Annotated in this window: 9 protein-coding genes; all 9 read left to right on the top strand. The window is 41.9% G+C overall.

Features of this window, described 5'->3' with window-relative positions; all coding sequences use genetic code 11:
• The first annotated feature begins 235 nt into the window (after positions 1 to 235).
• Positions 236 to 1,771 (top strand): leucyl aminopeptidase family protein, encoded by a 1,536-nt coding sequence (locus tag Q4575_RS02660; protein WP_303521246.1) that lies wholly within the window; start codon positions 236 to 238, stop codon positions 1,769 to 1,771.
• Positions 1,772 to 1,931: 160 nt separating this feature from the next.
• A complete protein-coding gene (locus Q4575_RS02665; RefSeq protein ID WP_215963393.1) occupies positions 1,932 to 2,780 on the top strand; it encodes an MBL fold metallo-hydrolase in 849 nt (282 codons plus the stop codon).
• A gap of 94 nt (positions 2,781 to 2,874) precedes the next feature.
• A complete protein-coding gene (locus tag Q4575_RS02670) occupies positions 2,875 to 5,577 on the top strand; it encodes an ATP-binding protein (RefSeq protein ID WP_303521247.1) in 2,703 nt (900 codons plus the stop codon).
• Between the two features lie 10 nt (positions 5,578 to 5,587).
• Positions 5,588 to 6,187 (top strand): 1,6-anhydro-N-acetylmuramyl-L-alanine amidase AmpD, encoded by a 600-nt coding sequence (ampD, locus tag Q4575_RS02675; RefSeq protein WP_303521248.1) that lies wholly within the window; start codon positions 5,588 to 5,590, stop codon positions 6,185 to 6,187.
• A gap of 33 nt (positions 6,188 to 6,220) precedes the next feature.
• Positions 6,221 to 7,153 carry a regulatory signaling modulator protein AmpE gene (ampE, locus tag Q4575_RS02680; protein ID WP_215963396.1) on the top strand — a complete coding sequence of 311 codons (933 nt, stop codon included), beginning with the start codon at positions 6,221 to 6,223 and terminating at the stop codon, positions 7,151 to 7,153.
• Positions 7,154 to 7,326: 173 nt separating this feature from the next.
• Positions 7,327 to 8,082, top strand: a complete 756-nt coding sequence (locus Q4575_RS02685; RefSeq protein WP_215963397.1) for a GntR family transcriptional regulator — start codon at positions 7,327 to 7,329, stop codon at positions 8,080 to 8,082.
• A gap of 80 nt (positions 8,083 to 8,162) precedes the next feature.
• On the top strand, positions 8,163 to 10,838 hold the full coding sequence (gene aceE / locus Q4575_RS02690; protein WP_215963398.1) for a pyruvate dehydrogenase (acetyl-transferring), homodimeric type: 2,676 nt from the start codon (positions 8,163 to 8,165) through the stop codon (positions 10,836 to 10,838).
• A 23-nt stretch (positions 10,839 to 10,861) separates the two neighbouring features.
• Entirely contained in the window at positions 10,862 to 12,850 is a 1,989-nt protein-coding gene (aceF, locus tag Q4575_RS02695; RefSeq protein ID WP_303521250.1) for a pyruvate dehydrogenase complex dihydrolipoyllysine-residue acetyltransferase, read from the top strand.
• A 171-nt stretch (positions 12,851 to 13,021) separates the two neighbouring features.
• Entirely contained in the window at positions 13,022 to 14,446 is a 1,425-nt protein-coding gene (gene lpdA / locus Q4575_RS02700) for a dihydrolipoyl dehydrogenase (protein ID WP_215963400.1), read from the top strand.
• The last annotated feature ends 50 nt before the right edge of the window (positions 14,447 to 14,496 follow it).

Raw genomic sequence — 14,496 nt, forward strand, 5'->3', positions numbered from 1 at the left:
AGGCTACCTAAAGGAGTAATTTCAATCAGCAGGTGATAATGGGTTAGATCAGGATCTTTATTTAGATAATAAATAACTGACCAGTAAGTTATTTAATCTAGTAAACAATATTAAAATTGGCAAACTTGATTTACAACTTCGGTAAGTTCGAAATATATCTAGACCGTCATTGACTTGCAATTCACCTATGTTTATCAATACTCTAGCGATATAAAAAATAATAGAGTAATGCCGTATGTCTTATCCAAAACCTATCTTAATATCAGAATTACAAACTGCACTTAGTGATCCAAGTTGGGATTCAGTTGTAATCATCGCGCCACAATTTGACGCAGAGTTACCTGACAACATCCAAACTGTAATTCAACAACACGCTAAATTTGATCAACGTATAGGCAATAGCGTTGTGACTATTGTGACGCAAGAGATAGCCCCAAAACGCTTAGTTCTTGCGCCTACTGGTCAATTAACACGTTATTTTGATGACGTAAGACGCTATTTTGATGCTGCAAAATTGGCAGCAGTTGAAGTGATTAAGATGGGGTCGGTGAAACCATTACTTGTTGTTTTATCAGATAAAAGTGAGACTTATAAAAATGCCACTACGGTAAGCTATCTTGGGTTTAGTCAGGCCTTATGGCAGCCGTTAGAGGCGAGAGAATATCATGGTGAAAGTATCGAGCCCGTCCAGACCATTGGCTTAGTCGGAGGTGATATAGACGTAAACCTTGCTGCAGCTATCGAAAGTGGCAAGTACATAGCCCGAGATCTTTGTGGAACCGAACCTGAACGCATGGCACCGCCTCAGTTTGCGCAATATTGTGTCGACTCGTTTGCTAACAGCAATGTTAAGGTTAGTGTAGTCGATGATATGGCCGTGATTGAACGCGATTATCCATTAATGTGGGCCGTAGCACGTGCTTCGGTTGAAGTAGAAAGACATCAACCTCGAGTCATCCGATTGGAATATATACCTGAGGGTGAAATCACTAAAACCTTAATGTTGGTGGGTAAAGGGATTGTCTATGACACCGGCGGCGCTGATTTAAAAACCGGCGGACATATGGCGGGTATGAGCCGCGACAAAGGTGGTGCAGCAGCGGTTGCTGGGTTTATGAAGTCAGTTGCAGAACTTGCACCTAAAGGCGTTAAAGTGGTTGCAGAACTTGCTGCGGTGCGCAACAGTATTGGTGCAGAAGCATTTGTATCAGATGAAATTATTACCGGTCATTCTGGTGTTCGAGTTCGTATTGGCAACACTGATGCGGAAGGCCGTTTAGCTATGGCGGATTTATTGTCTAGATTTAAAGATGAAGCGCTTACTGAAGTTAACCCTATTTTATTTACCGTCGCGACTCTCACAGGCCATGCCGCTAGGGCTGTAGGGCCATATACCGCGTTAGTTGAAAACGGTGTGGCATATAAAATGGGATTAGGTGAGAACATGGTTAAACAGGGGGACTTGATTGGTGACCCATGTGAAACCAGTCGGTCTCGCAGAGAAGATTATGATTTTGTTCAGCCTAGAACCAAAGCAGACGATTTGCTGTCATCAAACAATGGACCGTCAGCAGTAACAGCCCGTGGTCATCAATTTCCGATGGCATTTTTAGCACTTGTCGCTGGGTTAGAGCAGCACGATGTGAACTCAACTCAACCTATGCCTTATATTCATATCGATATCGCCGGTAGCGGTGTTGAGAATGGTGATTGGCAACATGGTAAACCTACGGCTGCGCCAGTAGCTGCTTTATTATCTTCGTTTTTGTAATATCTGATGGCCATCTAAGTTAATTTATTTAGATGGCCCTTCTCACTATTTGCTTTCCCTAAGGTGCTGAGAATATAAGATATTTTAAATTGTACTTCACAATTTTATTGTTGAGACTATAGTAGTATTCAATAGCGATTAACGCACTAAAGTGACTACAATGAAAAAAATCATCGCATTATTGGCTGGACTCAATTTAATCTCGTTCGCTGTATGTTCGAATTCTCGTTTTGACGATGTCGAAGTCACTGCAACTCAAGTTGTTGGTAATGTATTTGTATTGACAGGTACAGGTGGCAATATCGGTATTTTAACGGGCTCAGATGGCATCTTAATGGTGGATGATCAATTTGAACCACTTGCCCATAAGATAGAAAAAGCAATTAAAGTGGCAAGCCCTAATTCCCCCAATAAAGTAACCTACGTTGTAAATACTCACTATCACGGTGATCACACTGGTAGTAACGTCTATTTTTCTAAGTCAGCCAGTATATTAGCTCACGAGAATGTTAGAAAGCGGATGTCGGTAAAGCAAAAAGGGCCGGGATTGCCGGTGATAACTTATTCTGACGGCGTTAAATTATATGTAAATGACGACCGGGTTCATGTTAAACATTTAAGTTCAGGTCATACCGATGGTGACTCCGTAGTTTATTTTGAAAAGCATAATGTCTGGCATTTGGGTGATATGCTGTTTGAATCTCGTTTTCCTTATATCGATCTTAAAAGTGGTGGCTCAGTCCAAGGTTATATTCAAAATCTCGAAACACTTTTGGCGCAAATTGACGACACCGCTAAAGTTATTCCCGGACATGGTAATTTAACTGACAGAGTCGGTGTAAAAAATCTAAAAGACATGATAGTGGCGACTTTCGCAGAAGTGTCGGAAATGAAGTCGAGAGGGATGACATTAGCCCAAGTAATTGAACAAGGGTTAGATCAAAAGTGGCAAGCGTGGAGTTGGTCATTTATTAATGAAGAACGCTGGATAACTACATTATATGAGTAATAAGCTGTTTTTTAATGGCAAGTTTTAAAAGGTGCCTTACACTTGTTGTAATCGGCTAACATTTAAATAAAATTAGGGTGATGGACTTCCTTAAATGCGTTTACAACAAAAATCACTTTTAGTCACGCTACCGCTGATACTGATCCCCACGATTATTTTGGGATGGTTGTCTTTTCATTATACAAAAGACGCACAGGTACAAATTGAAAACGCCAAACTTCAAGCCGACGTAACGTATCGTTCCAACGCGATGCAAAACTACATTAATAACGCCAAGTCAGCTTTACAATTTATCTCGTCGTCTGGCGATATTAAAATGTTGCGGACACGTGTTGTTCGAGATTTACCTTATAGCCTTGCCCAAGAATTTATTGTCGAAAGTTTTGAAACATTTGCAACCGCTTATCCCGATACCGAATCTATAGTGTTATTCACCAAAGATTTAGAGCCCATATTTGGTTACGCGAATCCTGCAATACAATTGAATATTGACGACGTACGACTAACATTGTCGGATCAGGTATGGCGTCTAATATCAAAGCAAAATGAAGCTCCTAAAATTGAAATTCAACTACCTTTGATCGCTACCGGTGAAGATATTGAAGACGGAGATGCACATTGGGGCTATGTTCAATTAATTCTAAAACCAAGTTGGTTGGAGTTATTTGATTTACCAAAAGACAAAACCTCTAGCAGTTTTATCGTTAGTGATTTACAGGGTAAGTTGTTGTTTACATACCCTTATAACAATGTCGGCACGACGTTGCCTCGTCAGTTATTTGAGCGACTCTTAGACTCAGCACGAAAACTGCAATCTTCAGATATAAACGATGGTAGCCAGAAAGTGTTTTTCACTGGCAAAATCATGGATGCGCGCTACCTGCTGCTTTACGGCATGAGTGAATCGAATGTTCGCCACCATGAATCGAATATCACATTATTAACGGTGATGATTGTCCTTATTTCAGTCGTCATCGCCCCAATGCTGTTATTTTATGTTTTTTCGAGGCATGTCATACAACCAATCGAAAAGTTAGCAAATGCGAAACAACAAGTCGCACAGGGGATGTTGGATGTGAAGCTCGAAGTGCCTAATAATGATGAGTTAGGTGAGCTGTTTGCCGCGTTTAATGTCATGGTTAGGCAGTTAGTTGTTTATCGTGAAAACGAACGCGAAAGCCGTCTACGCTTAGAATATAAAGTAAAAGAACGTACCGAAGAGCTAGAGAAAACAAACTATGCTTTAGCAAATTCTAATCGTGATCTAGAGGTTGCTAAGCAAATATCAGAACAGGCCAATGATTTAAAGAGTGCATTTGTTGCTAATATTAGCCATGAGATTCGTACCCCACTGACTGCAATTTTGGGCTTTACCGAACAGGTTATTGCAGACATGCCAAGTTCTAAATACCAAATGGATTTACTCACTAGAGTTTTAAAAAGCGGTAAACATTTGTTGGCTTTGATAAATGACATATTGGATCTGTCTAAAATAGAGTCTGAAAAACTGGAGCTTGAGGTTTCAGAGTTTGACATGTTTGAATTGTTTAACGATGTGATCTCCATTTTGTCGTCACAGGCTGCAGATAAAGACTTAGAGTTTCAATTTAATCAGCACTTCCCGCTCCCGCGCCTTGTTCGAACTGACGCCACAAGGTTACGACAAGTTTTGTTGAACCTAGCAAGCAACGCGATAAAGTTCACAGCCGAAGGTTTCATCCATATCGATGTTCGTTATATTCAACAAACAAAACTAATAGAAGTGACAGTTAGTGATAGTGGAATTGGTATGAGCGCGGACGTTCAGCAACGTATCTTTACACCATTTGTGCAAGCCGATGTGAGCATTTCTCGACGGTTCGGCGGCACTGGTCTTGGCTTAGTTATTTCTAAAAGTTTAACTCATTTACTTGGTGGTGATATTCGGGTCTTTAGCGAAGAAGAAAAAGGCAGTGAGTTTGTTATGAACTTTGCGTTATCTTTGGATAATGACGAGTTTGAAACGCCTCTTATCAATAATCTCGAAGAGCTTGCTGAGGTAACACCGAGTTGTGATTTGCACGAAAATAAACCAAAAGCAAATGCCGGTACGTCTGAGAAAATGGTGGGGCGTGTTCTTGTTGCCGAGGATGTTGAAGACAACCAATACTTGTTTGGATTACTTTTGCAATCGGTTAATGTTGATTTTGTTATGGTTGAAAATGGTGAACAGGCTGTTGAAAAAGCCCTAATCGAAGATTTCGACCTAATCTTAATGGACATGCAAATGCCAATAATGGGAGGCATTGAAGCGACACAACTGTTAAGACAAGCTGGCGTCGACACCCCTGTTTACGCGCTCACAGCAAATGTGATGCGCGAAGATATAGACCGGCACCTGAAAGCGGGTTGTAATGGCACAATTGCGAAACCAGTTGAAAAACAAGAGTTCTTCAAAGTTCTGCAGCGACACTTAGCAGCAGATAGGGAAACCGAGCCAGAGTTTGTGCTCCCAGAAGCACAAATGAAATCATTACGTGAAAACTATTTAACACAACTCGTTAGTCAATGCTCTTTGATTAAGACATTAATCCATGACCAAGATTTGGCCGGTTTAAGGTCTGAATTCCATAAAGTAAAAGGCGCTGCCGGCAGCTACGGTTTTGTGGAGCTAGGTGCAGCAGCCAGTGTTTGCGAAGTCACCGCGAAAGAACATTTAGCTCTAGATATTTGTGATTGGACTATACTAACTAATGAGTTTGGCGACTTTGTCCAATTGGTGGAAGCCGTGTTAGCAAATAATTCGGTGCAGTCTTAAGTTGATTAATATGAAGCAAGTGCAACAAGATATTTGGATTGCAGGGGCAGAGCGTTGTCCATCGCCTAATTTTAGCGAAAGAAAATGTCAGCCAAGTGCAATAAATGGGTATGTTGATCTGTTGGTAATCCACAATATCAGTTTGCCTCCAGCACGCACAGAGTCTGATTTTTATAATCGTTGTGTCGAGGAATTTTTTTGTAATAAACTGGATACGGAAGTTTATCCTACGTTGAAAGAACTTGATGGGATCTGTGTTTCGGCCCATTTATACATTCGTCGTGATGGCAGTATAGTGCAGTTTGTACCGCTTAATAAAAGTGCTTGGCATGCGGGCGTGAGTCAGCATAAAGGACGTGAAGCCTGTAATGACTTTTCGGTGGGGATTGAATTACAGGGAACCGACGTTTTACCATATACTGAACAGCAATATCACACTTTGATCCAAGTGACTCAAACAATCAGGGAAATCTTTACCAAAATTACAGTTGAAAATATTGTTGGTCACGTCCATATTGCACCGGATAGGAAAACAGATCCTGGGGCTAGCTTTGATTGGCAAAAATACAAAACTGAGCTGGTCCAAACTGAAACGAAATCAAATTTATAAATTGGCATTTTGCTAGTAGATACGGGACAAAAGATGACTTTAATATTATTGCTTTTGGTATTGGTAACTGAGCGAGTTGCACTACAAGGAACTAAATGGCATGTAACTCCTTATCTAACTTGGTATTTGGACAAACTATTGCCTAAGTTTTTCAGAAAAGACACAGAGTCACCTGCGATTTTACTTTTTGTTGCGCTCCCCGCTGTATCGATAGGCTTGCTGCTGTATTTTATTGATATTGGCTTAATAGAGTTTGCGGCTAATTTAGTTGTTTTAGCCGTGATCATCGGTAATACAGAAGTACGTGCGTTTTATCGTCAGTATTTGAATGCTGAAAATCGCAATGACGTTGAAGCGATGAATTTATTGCAATCAGAATTGTCTGAACAGGGGTTTGCAACAAATGTTCAGGCCACAACCAATACCTCCGACAGCGCCCCAGAAAATGCTGAACAGGAAGTTGTGCAAACCGAAGCGACTGAAGAGCTCGCCGAAACGGTTACTATCGTCCCTGAACCAAAGCCATTATCAGAAAGCCTCATTTGGTGTAATTTTAAATATTACGCAGCTCCTATTTTTTACTTTGTTATCTTTGGTCTTCCCGGCATCGTTTTTTACGCCACCGCACTTTATTTATTTGAAAGTAAATCACTCAAAAACAGATTGCCTGATAATGTTATATCTACGTTAAAAGCTTGGAATGAGTGGATGTTCTGGCTGCCGGCTCGATTTGTCAGTGTTGGGTTTATGTTTGTTGGCCATTTTTCAAATGGCTTAGAATCCTATCTAAAATTAGCTGCTAATTTTAGCGTACCGGCATATCAAATGATTACGGAAGTCGCCCATGCCGCAGAAGGTGGTCATCCTCAAAGCAATGAAAAAAACATGGTAAAACTTGCGAAACGTAACATGGCACTGTTTGTTGTGGTTGTCGCTTTATTAACCTTGTATGGCTACATTGTCTAAAAGGGATTTTGTAAGTTGTTGAATATATTAATTTAAATTTGGTTGCCATGGCAGTGGTCTAGCCTCATTTGGAAAGGTTTACATTTTTATTCATAATTGATATTATTCTTCGTCTTATAATGGTAAGACCAATTTACCAAGTGGCTTGAATGGTCAATTAATGGAATGTATTTGTGGCTAAAGTAGTGGCAACTAAAGTTTCTGAACAAGTGGCAGCGCAATTAGAAAAGCTGATCATTGACGGAACCTATGGCGCAGGTAGTAAACTCGCATCGGAGCGAGATCTAGCAGCTCAGTACGGTGTATCCCGTCCTTCTGTTAGAGATGCCATTAAAAAGCTAGAAGCTAGGGGTATTGTTACTCGTAAACAAGGCGGTGGCACATTTGTTTGCAACCAACTTGACGCACCTTTAGCTGAACCATTATTTGAATTACTAGCAAATAGCCCAGAATCACATTACGACCTACTCGAATTTCGATGTGCACTTGAAAGTGTCATCGCATATTACGCAGCGCTGCGTGGCACCGATGAAGATAAAAAGCGTATTCAAGCGGTGTATCAAACTGTTGTAAGCCAAGAAAGTAGTGAAGACTTGGAAGCTTTAGCTAAAGCCGTTGTCGATTTTTATCTCGCGATTGCTGAAGCTTCACATAATGTCCTGCTGTTACATTTGTTGCGGGGCATTAGAGAACTAATTTTACATAACGTAAAAGAAAACTTGCTGGTTTTTAGTGGTCACAATGAAATACGTGGTCAGTTAAGTCAGCATAGAGAAAAATTGATGCAAGCTATCTTAGATGGTGAGCCGGAACAAGCAAGGTTGGCCAGTGGTCAACATTTGGCGTTTATTGAACAGTCTTTGTTAAAGCTGGATCATGAACATAACCGAATTCAGGGGTCTGTGAGGCGTCTTTTAAGCAGCAAATAGCATTACAATTATGCATATTGCGACTAAGCTTCATAATCCCAGATATTAACAATGACAAATAACTACAGGAACCTGAAACTATGTCAGAGAACCTAAATTTGAATCAGGATATTGATCCACAAGAAACTCAAGAATGGCTTGAGTCGATTGAAGCAGTTCTGGAGCAAGACGGGGCGGAACGTGCTCACCAAATATTGGAAGCACTTATCGACAAAGCTCGACGCAATGGCGCACATTTACCTTACTCGCCAACTACTGCGTATCTAAATACGATCCCCGCTGGGCAAGAGCCGCAAATGCCAGGTGACCGAACGTTAGAGTCACGTATTCGTTCAGCAATCCGCTGGAACGCATTGGCGATGGTTGTTCGTGGTTCGAAAAAAGATTTAGAGTTAGGTGGGCATATTTCATCTTTTGCATCGTCTGCGATGTTATACGATGTAGGTTTCAACCACTTCTTCAAAGCTGACAAAGACAATAAAGGCGGCGATTTCCTTTACATTCAAGGCCACGTATCTCCGGGTATTTACTCTCGTGCATTTGTTGAAGGTCGTTTAACTGAAGAGCAGCTAGATAATTTCCGTCAAGAAGCTGATTCAGATGGTTTGTCGTCTTACCCACACCCTAAGTTGATGCCTGATTTCTGGCAGTTCCCAACGGTTTCTATGGGCTTAGGTCCAATTGCAGCTATTTATCAAGCTCGTTTCTTAAAATATTTGACAGACCGTGGTATCAAAGATTGTTCAGAGCAACGTGTATATTGCTTTATGGGCGACGGTGAATGTGATGAGCCAGAAGCACTAGGTGCAATTGGCCTGGCAGCTCGTGAAGGGTTAGATAACTTAACTTTTGTTATCAACTGTAACTTACAACGTCTTGACGGACCTGTTCGTGGTAACGGCAGCATTATACAAGAACTTGAAGGCACATTCCGTGGCGCAGGCTGGGAAGTGATTAAAGTTATTTGGGGTTCTTACTGGGATCCACTAATTTCTCGCGATAAAGACGGCAAGTTATTAGAAATAATGGAAAGCACAGTAGATGGTGAATACCAAAATTATAAAGCGAAAGGTGGCAAGTACACTCGTGATAATTTCTTTGGTAAAACACCTGAAACGGCGGCTATGGTTGCAAACATGTCAGACGCTGATATCTGGCGCTTGAATCGTGGTGGCCATGATCCAGTTAAAGTTTACGCTGCTTATGACCGTGCTAAAAATACCAAAGGTCGTCCACAAGTTATCTTAGCCAAAACGGTTAAAGGTTATGGCATGGGTGACGCTGGTGAAGGTAAAAACATCGCTCACGGTGTTAAGAAAATGGACCTCGAAGCATTAAAAGCTTACCGTGACCGCCATCACCTAGACATTTCTGACGAAGATTTACCGAATGTACCTTATGTCACTTTCCCAGAGGGCAGTGAAGAATATAAGTACATGCATGGTCGTCGTGAAGCATTAGGTGGTTACCTACCTGCTCGTCGTCGTAATTCAGACGTCGAAATGAATATGCCTGACTTAAAGGCATTTGAAGCAATTACTAAAGGTTCAAACGGTCGTGAAATTTCAACGACTATGGCGTTTGGCCGAATCTTGTCTGCAGTTATTAAAGACAAACAAATCGGTAAACGTATTGTGCCAATCATTCCTGACGAAGCACGTACATTTGGTCTTGAAGGTTTATTCCGCCAAGTTGGTATTTATGCCCACGAAGGCCAAAAATATACGCCTCAAGATGCTGACCAAGTTGCTTATTATCGTGAAGATAAGAAAGGTCAAGTATTACAAGAAGGGATTAACGAACTTGGTGCTATGTCTGACTGGCTTGCTGCGGCAACGTCATACTCAAACAACAATGAACCAATGATCCCGTTCTATATCTATTACTCAATGTTCGGTTTCCAACGTGTCGGTGACATGGTGTGGGCCGCTGGTGATTCACAGGCTCGTGGTTTCTTGGTCGGTGGTACTGCGGGACGTACAACATTGAATGGTGAAGGTTTACAACACCAAGATGGTCATACTCATTCTCACTTTGGTACAGTGCCTAACTGTATTACTTATGACCCAACATATGGTTATGAGTTAGCGGTTATTGTACAAGACGGTATGCGTCGTATGTACGGTGACAACGAGAATGTGTTCTATTACTTGACTGTCATGAACGAAAACTATGTTCAACCTGCAATGCCTGAAGGCGTTGAAGAGGGCATCATCAAAGGTATTTATAAGCTTGACGATGTTAAACCTAAAAAAGCGAAAGCGAATGTTCGTCTATTAGGTTCAGGTACGATTTTATTACAGGTTCGTAAAGCAGCTGAAATTTTGGCTGAAAAATATGGTGTATCTGCTGAAGTATTCAGTGCGCCATCATTTAATGAACTTGCACGTGAAGGCCAAGATGTTGACCGTTTCAACATGCTAAATCCAGAAGCTCCGGTTCAAAAAGCGTATGTTACTGAATTGTTAGAGCAAGGTACTGGTCCAGTCATTGCTGCTACCGATTACATTAAGAGTTACGCTGATCAAATTCGCGCTTATGTGCCAGCACCTTACCGTGTATTAGGAACAGATGGGTTCGGTCGTTCAGATAGCCGTGAAAACTTACGTCGTCACTTTGAAGTTGACCACAACTATGTCGTTGTCGCAGCACTAAGTGAATTGGCACGTAGCGGTGATATTGAAGCCAAAGTTGTTACTCAAGCGATTGCTGATTTAGGCATTGACGCTGAGAAACTTAACCCACTTTACGCTTAATCACGGCTTAGGAGAAAATTTAGATGGCTAATTTAAAAGACATTCTAGTCCCAGATGTGGGCGGCGATGAAGTTGAAGTAATTGAACTTTGTGTTGCTGTAGGCGATGCAATTGTTGAAGAAGATTCAATTGTTGTTGTCGAAACAGACAAAGCGACAATGGACATCCCGGCACCATTTGCAGGGACGGTTAAAGAAATTAAAGTTGCAGAAGGCGATAAGGTTTCTGAAGGCGGTTTATTAATTACGGTTGAAGTAGGTGCGTCTGCTCCTGCAGAAACTGCAGCGCCAGTTGTTGAAGCGCCAGTGGCTGCGACGGAAGCTGCTCCAACACCCGCTCCGGCGGTTGAAGCGGCACCAGTTGCGACAACAAGTGCAGTAATTGAAGTTGCTGTACCTGATATCGGCACTGACGACGAAGTTGAGATTATTGACTTGTTGGTTGCTGTTGGTGATTCTGTTTCAAAAGAAGATGGATTAATCACTCTTGAAACAGACAAAGCAACAATGGACGTGCCTTGCCCTGAAGACGGTGTTGTTAAAGAAATTAAAGTTGCTGTTGGCGGTAAAGTCACCCAAGGGTCACTTGTGTTGTTACTAGAAACAAGTTCTGCGGCTGCGCCTGTTGCTGCGGCACCTGCACAATCGGCAGCGCCAGTTGCGGCACCTGCTCCGGTTGAAGCAGCTCCTGCACCAGTTGCTCAAGTTGCAGCTGTTGCAGAAGCGAAAGACGTAGAAGTTCCGGATATTGGTACTGACGAAGAAGTTGACGTTATCGACATACTTGTTGCCGTAGGCGACGAAGTTGAAGCTGAGCAAGGGTTAATTACACTTGAGACAGATAAAGCGACAATGGATGTACCTGCACCTTTTGCGGGCATCGTTAAAGAACTAAAAGTCGCCAATGGTGACAAAGTTTCTCAAGGCAAGTTGATTGCCGTTATTGAAACTAAAAGTGCGGCACCTGCTCCAGTAGCAGCGGCAGCGCCAGCAACGAGTGCTCCGGCACCAGCTGCGCCAGCGAAAAAAGCACCACCTGTTGCCCTAGCGCACCCATCACAAGCTGGTGGCTCTGCTTCAGGTAAACAAATTCACGCGACGCCTTCGGTACGTCGTTTAGCAAGTGAATTTGGTGTGGATTTAACGAAAGTTACAGGCTCTGGTCGTAAAGGTCGTATTTTAGCCGACGATGTAAAATCGTATGTTAAATACGAATTGTCACGTCCAAAAGCAACTGCAGCGTCAAGTGTTGCTGCCGGCAACGGTGGATTACAAGTGCTTGCACAGCCTAAAGTTGATTTCTCTAAATTTGGAGAAGTTGAAGAGAAGCCACTAACACGTATCCAAAAGATTTCAGGTCCTAACTTACATCGTAACTGGGTAACTATCCCACACGTTACACAGTTTGACGAAGCTGATATCACCGAAGTCGAAGCGTTCCGTAAAGAACAAAACGCGCTATTACAAAAACAGAAATCTGATCTTAAGATCACGCCACTTGTCTTTATTATGAAAGCATGTGCTTCAGCATTACTAGCGTACCCACAATTTAATTCTTCTTTAAGTTTAGACGGCGAAAGCATCATTCTTAAGAAGTATGTTCATATTGGTATTGCTGTAGATACACCAAACGGCCTAGTTGTTCCGGTTGTTCGTGATGTTGATAAAAAAGGCGTTAACGAAATTTCACGTGAATTAATGGAAATCTCTAATAAAGCACGTAATGGCAAGTTAACGGCGAAAGATATGCAAGGTGGTTGTTTCACTATATCTTCACTAGGTGGCATCGGCGGTACGGCATTTACGCCAATCGTTAATTCACCAGAAGTGGGCATTTTAGGTGTTTCTAAATCTGAAATTAAGCCAAAGTGGAATGGTTCTGATTTTGTACCTAAACTAATGTTGCCTTTATCACTATCTTACGACCACCGTGTTATTGACGGCGCGTTAGCAGCACGCTTTACAGTGCACATCAGTCAAGTAATGACAGATATCCGCAAGTTAGTGTTATAAAACAACAAGAAAGTCCTGCGTGTGCAGGACTTTTTTAAATCGGAGTGCTAAACTCCGAAAAAATTTGATTTGGAGATTGAAAGTTTTCAAGTCGTTTTTCTGTAATTAGAATAATGAATTCGGAAAGGTATGTACCTTTCTTATTACCCTACCAGCAAATAGAGGTTAATAATGAGTAACGATATCAAAACCCAAGTAGTGGTTCTTGGTGCAGGTCCAGGCGGATATTCAGCGGCATTTCGTGCTGCCGATTTAGGTTTAGACGTAACTTTAGTTGAAGCACGCAGCACACTTGGTGGTGTTTGTCTTAACGTAGGTTGTATCCCTTCAAAAGCGTTATTGCACGTGGCTAAAGTCATCGACGATGCAAAAGATATGGCGTCTCATGGTGTTACTTTTGGCGCACCTGAAATTGATCTAGATAAGATCCGCTCATGGAAAGATAGCGTTGTTTCTCAATTAACTGGCGGTTTAGACGGTATGTCTAAAATGCGTAAAGTTAAAGTGGTTAATGGTTACGGTAAATTTACTGGTAGCAACACTTTAGCGGTTAACGGTGCTGACGGCGTGACAAACATTACGTTTGATAATGCAATCATCGCAGCAGGTTCTGAACCTGTTAACTTACCTTTCATCCCAGAAGATGACCGTGTAATCGATTCAACTGGCGCGTTAGAACTTAAAGACGTACCAGGCGAAATGTTAGTTCTTGGTGGTGGTATTATCGGTCTAGAAATGGGTACGGTATACGCGGCATTAGGTTCAAACGTTTCAGTTGTCGAATTTTTAGACCAACTTGTTCCTGCGGCTGATAAAGACGTTGTTCAAGTTTATTCTAAATACAATAAAGACCGCTTTAACATCATGTTATCAACTAAAGTTGTTGGCGTTGAAGCTAAAGATGACGGTTTATACGTAACGTTCGAAGGCAAAAAAGCGCCTGCTGAACCTGTACGTTATGACAAGATTTTGGTTGCTGTTGGCCGTAAACCAAACGGTAACTTATGTGATGCGACGAAAGCTGGTGTTGCTGTAGACGAACGTGGCTTTATTAACGTAGATAAGCAACTTCGCACAAACGTAAATCACATCTTTGCGATTGGTGACGTTGTAGGTCAACCTATGCTTGCTCACAAAGCCGTTCATGAAGCACATGTTGCAGCAGAAGTTATTTCTGGTAAGAAACATTTCTTTGAACCTCAAGCAATTCCTTCTATTGCGTATACCGATCCAGAAATGGCTTGGGTTGGCGTAACTGAAAAAGAAGCGAAAGAGCAAGGTTTGAACTACGAATCAGCTAAATTCCCTTGGGCGGCTTCAGGTCGTGCGATTGCTTCTGCAAGAACAGAAGGTTTCACTAAGCTTATCTTTGATAAAGACTCTCACCGCATCTTAGGTGGCGCGATTGTTGGTATCAATGCGGGTGAAATGCTAGGTGAAATTGGTTTAGCAATTGAAATGGGCGCAGACGCAGAAGACATCGCGTTAACTGTACATGCTCACCCAACGCTAAATGAATCTATCGGCTTAGCTGCTGAGATGTATGAAGGGTCAATTACTGACCTTCCTAATCCTAAAGCGAAAAAGAAAAAGTAGTTCTTTACTAACGCATCAGGATTTTCTAAGTTAGCTTCTGGCTAACCATA

Origin of the sequence: Psychrosphaera sp. 1_MG-2023, from assembly GCF_030548245.1 — a bacterium.
GTDB lineage: Bacteria > Pseudomonadota > Gammaproteobacteria > Enterobacterales > Alteromonadaceae > Psychrosphaera > Psychrosphaera algicola.